This is a genomic window from Alcanivorax sp. (assembly GCF_014762765.1).
In the GTDB taxonomy this organism is placed as follows: domain Bacteria; phylum Pseudomonadota; class Gammaproteobacteria; order Pseudomonadales; family Alcanivoracaceae; genus Alcanivorax.
In genome coordinates this window covers 1-3,097 of sequence record NZ_JABURH010000028.1, presented here as the reverse complement: position 1 = coordinate 3,097, position 3,097 = coordinate 1, and the positions used below count along the sequence as shown (strand labels likewise).

Sequence of the window (3,097 nt, the reverse complement as noted above, 5' to 3'; positions counted from 1 at the left end):
GGGCGGGATTGGAAACAAAAAACCCCGGCTTATCCGCCGGGGTTTTTCTTTGTGTCAGAAATTAAATAGAACCTAGAGCTATTCAGCCTTGGCGGCTTCCTCAACAAGTCTATTCTGGCGCTCGGAGGCCTTTTTCAGCACTCGACCATACACCCGCTTACGCTCTGCAGAGGAAGCGTTGCGGATAAAGTCAGAGAATGGGGTCGATTCCACGACCGGGGGCGATTTCTTCAGCATATTTCCACCCTATTCCAGTCCGAGCATGCGCTCAAGGTCCGCGCGACTATATTTCTCGGGGATATAATTGTCAATTCGCTCCACATTGGCTTTGTAAAAGCGGTGGGAGCCATCCCGGTTCTTCAAGAGTAAGTCTACCCGGATATCGGGGAACTCATCCTTCAGTCGATTCACAACGTCTCGAGCCGTAAAGTATTGATCTATAAAGTCTTCGGAAAGTATTCGTCGACCTTCCTTGGCCTCGCGAGCCTGTACAAACTCCCAAGCCTGTAAAGGCTCCTGGTAAACATAGAGAATCTGCACAAACCTCCCTTTATTTAAACACCGTTCAACATTGCGGCGCGCCACCTCGTATCTAGCCAAAGTACCGTCCAGCAGAAAGGTCTGACGCTGCTTTAATGCAAGATCAACAACCTTCTCTACCAAAATCGAGACGCCCCCCTGAAACAACCAGGAGTTGTCGCCGGTATAGCCAGGCAGCTCTGATCTAAGCTCATCCGGGTCAATCCGGAGAATCTCACCATCTCCGTCTTTGACGCTGTCGATCAGTTCGATAGATGCTTCGGTCTTACCTGCCCCGGGACAGCCAGCCATGAAAACCGTTACAGGTTCCTTCTCTGGTGCAAACCGGGAGGTGTCGGTTAGACGCCGGCCAATCTTCTTCTTGTTCTTTCTGGCAAAGGCTATCGCCTCTTCTTGAAGCTCAAGCTCTTCTTTACTGAGTTGATCCGCCATATATCTGATAGCTCCCGAACAGTAGCCTCACTGCCAATATGATCAGCATAAAGGAACCAATCAAGACCAGCAGTTTTTGCAGCCTGTCCTGAATTAAACGAAGTGCTCGCTGCATAGTCCCTGCCGGTGGCCATGGCCCCAGATCCGGACCTTGCGGACAGCCACATATCAGCCAACAACCAACAGATCCGTAGCAGGTCTGCCAAGCTGTGGGTGTTCTGTTGTTCTTGGTTGCTGTCCGCTACGCAGGCAGCGTAATGTTGTCAAAACTTATAAAGTCAGTGGGTCCAACTCCAGGGTAGGTCACCCTGGACAAGCAGCGAGGTCGCTCATTAATGGATGCTTACAGTTCCCGGTTGGAATCACTGAATGCACTGAAAAATACCGCAGGAAAAGTCCGCACTGTGGGCTTCGAGCTTGAGTTCTCCGGCATTGCATTCCGCGATACCGCCCGCGTGGTGTGCGATACGCTCAATGGAAAAGTGACAGACGAAACCGCCGCGGAAGTATGTGTAAAAACCGATCACGGTGATTTCAATGTCGAGCTCGACTGGGATTTTCTCAAGACTATGGCGGCCAACGCGGGCAAGGCCGTGGATGAGCTGCTGCATCCGCTGTCAAAGGCGGCAGAGCTCCTGGTACCCGTCGAAGTGGTGTGCCCGCCACTGCCCGTCACATCACTGCATATACTTGATGATCTGGTAGAGGCGCTGCGCAAGGCCGGCGCAAACGGTACCGAAGAATCATTGATTGCGGCCTACGGCGTGCATATCAATACGGAAATTCCGGCACTGGATGCGCCCACCATTCACCGTTACCTGCGCGCGTTCGTGTTGCTCCAGTGGTGGCAGGTCGAGGCCAACGATGTCAACCTGGCAAGACGGATCAGCCCTTACATCGACTTGTTCGAAGAGTCCTATATCAAGGTCCTGCTGACGCGAGAGGCCCCGGATATCAATACCCTGATCGATGATTATCTTGAGCATAACCCCAGCCGCAACCGTGCGCTGGACATGCTGCCCCTGTTTGCCGAAATCGATGCCGACCGTGTTCGCGACACTGTCGATGACGCGAAGATCAAATCACGGCCGACCTTTCATTACCGATTGCCCAATTGCCAGATTGACGACCCGCAATGGAGCCTCGCGTCCTCCTGGATACGCTGGTGTCGGGTTGAACAACTCGCCAACGACGACGCCTCGCTCCAGCAGCTGGGCGACGAATTCCTGGCGGCGGACAGGCCGCTGATTGGTGTGGATCGTGGCGCCTGGGTGAAAAGGATATCCCGATGGCTGGACGACCCCACATAGGCGTTACTGGCAACCACCGTCGCTGGGCGCCGGCCTGGTGGTGCACGGCGCTGGCATTACGCCTGTGCGGTGCTGTTCCCCAACGCATTTCGGTTGATCATCCGTGGCAGGGGGCGCCGCCGGATGCACTGGTGATCGGTGGCGGTAACGATATCAGCCCGGAGCATTACGGTGGTGAAGTCGATGCCAGGGTCAAGCTCGATCCTGAACGAGACACACTGGAAATCGAATGGATTCGGTACGCGCTGAAACACGGCATCCCCATGATTGGCATATGCCGCGGTGCGCAACTGATCAACACCGTTCTCGGCGGCACCCTTCACAATGATATCCGCCATATTCGCCGTCTGACCTACAACCGCCCCGGGCTGCTGCCGACAAAACAGGTCTGGCTCGAACCCGATTCCAGACTCGCCCACATCACCGGCAAGACCAAGCTCCGCGTCAACAGCCTGCACCATCAGGCCGTGGAACGGCCCGCCGACGCCCTGCACCGCACCGGCTGGGATCTGGACAACATCACCCAGGCCATTGAACCCACCGACAATGCGCCCATCATCGGCGTCCAGTGGCACCCTGAATACATGATCTACCTGCGGTCACAATTCAGGATCTTCCACTGGTTGGTGGACAATGCACGGGATCGATTACCCCAGCCCTGATAGGGACATACAGGGCGAACGATGGGGCGGGGTGACACTCGCGCTGGTAGTGGATTGACGCACGGGGCAGCTCCCCAAGAGAGACATCGCTCAGGTGTGGGAAGGAAACACCACCACATCATCGCCCTCCTGCCATACCGGCAGCTTGATCAT

The 3,097-nt window shown here is 55.4% G+C and carries 3 protein-coding genes; 2 read left to right on the top strand and 1 reads right to left on the bottom strand.

Annotated features, from left to right (window positions below; translation table 11 throughout):
* Positions 1-246: 246 nt before the first annotated feature.
* Positions 247-972: a zeta toxin family protein gene (locus HUJ17_RS01010; protein WP_290508958.1), complete on the bottom strand. Its 726-nt coding sequence runs from the start codon at positions 970-972 to the stop codon at positions 247-249.
* Between the two features lie 404 nt (positions 973-1,376).
* Between HUJ17_RS01010 and HUJ17_RS01005 the strand changes: the two genes are divergently transcribed.
* Together HUJ17_RS01005 and HUJ17_RS01000 are read left to right on the top strand one after the other, a co-directional pair.
* A complete protein-coding gene (locus HUJ17_RS01005; RefSeq protein ID WP_290508957.1) occupies positions 1,377-2,282 on the top strand; it encodes an amidoligase family protein in 906 nt (301 codons plus the stop codon).
* Positions 2,261-2,944, top strand: coding sequence for a type 1 glutamine amidotransferase (locus HUJ17_RS01000; RefSeq protein ID WP_290508956.1), 684 nt, complete (start codon positions 2,261-2,263; stop codon positions 2,942-2,944). Before HUJ17_RS01005 ends, HUJ17_RS01000 begins: the two co-directional genes overlap by 22 nt.
* The last annotated feature ends 153 nt before the right edge of the window (positions 2,945-3,097 follow it).

Bases quoted from the DNA above. Each gene is read 5' to 3' on its own strand.
- HUJ17_RS01000 (WP_290508956.1), top strand. From the start codon at position 2,261: ATGGCTGGACGACCCCACATAGGCGTTACTGGCAACCACCGTCGCTGG.
- HUJ17_RS01010 (WP_290508958.1), bottom strand. From the start codon at position 972: ATGGCGGATCAACTCAGTAAAGAAGAGCTTGAGCTTCAAGAAGAGGCG.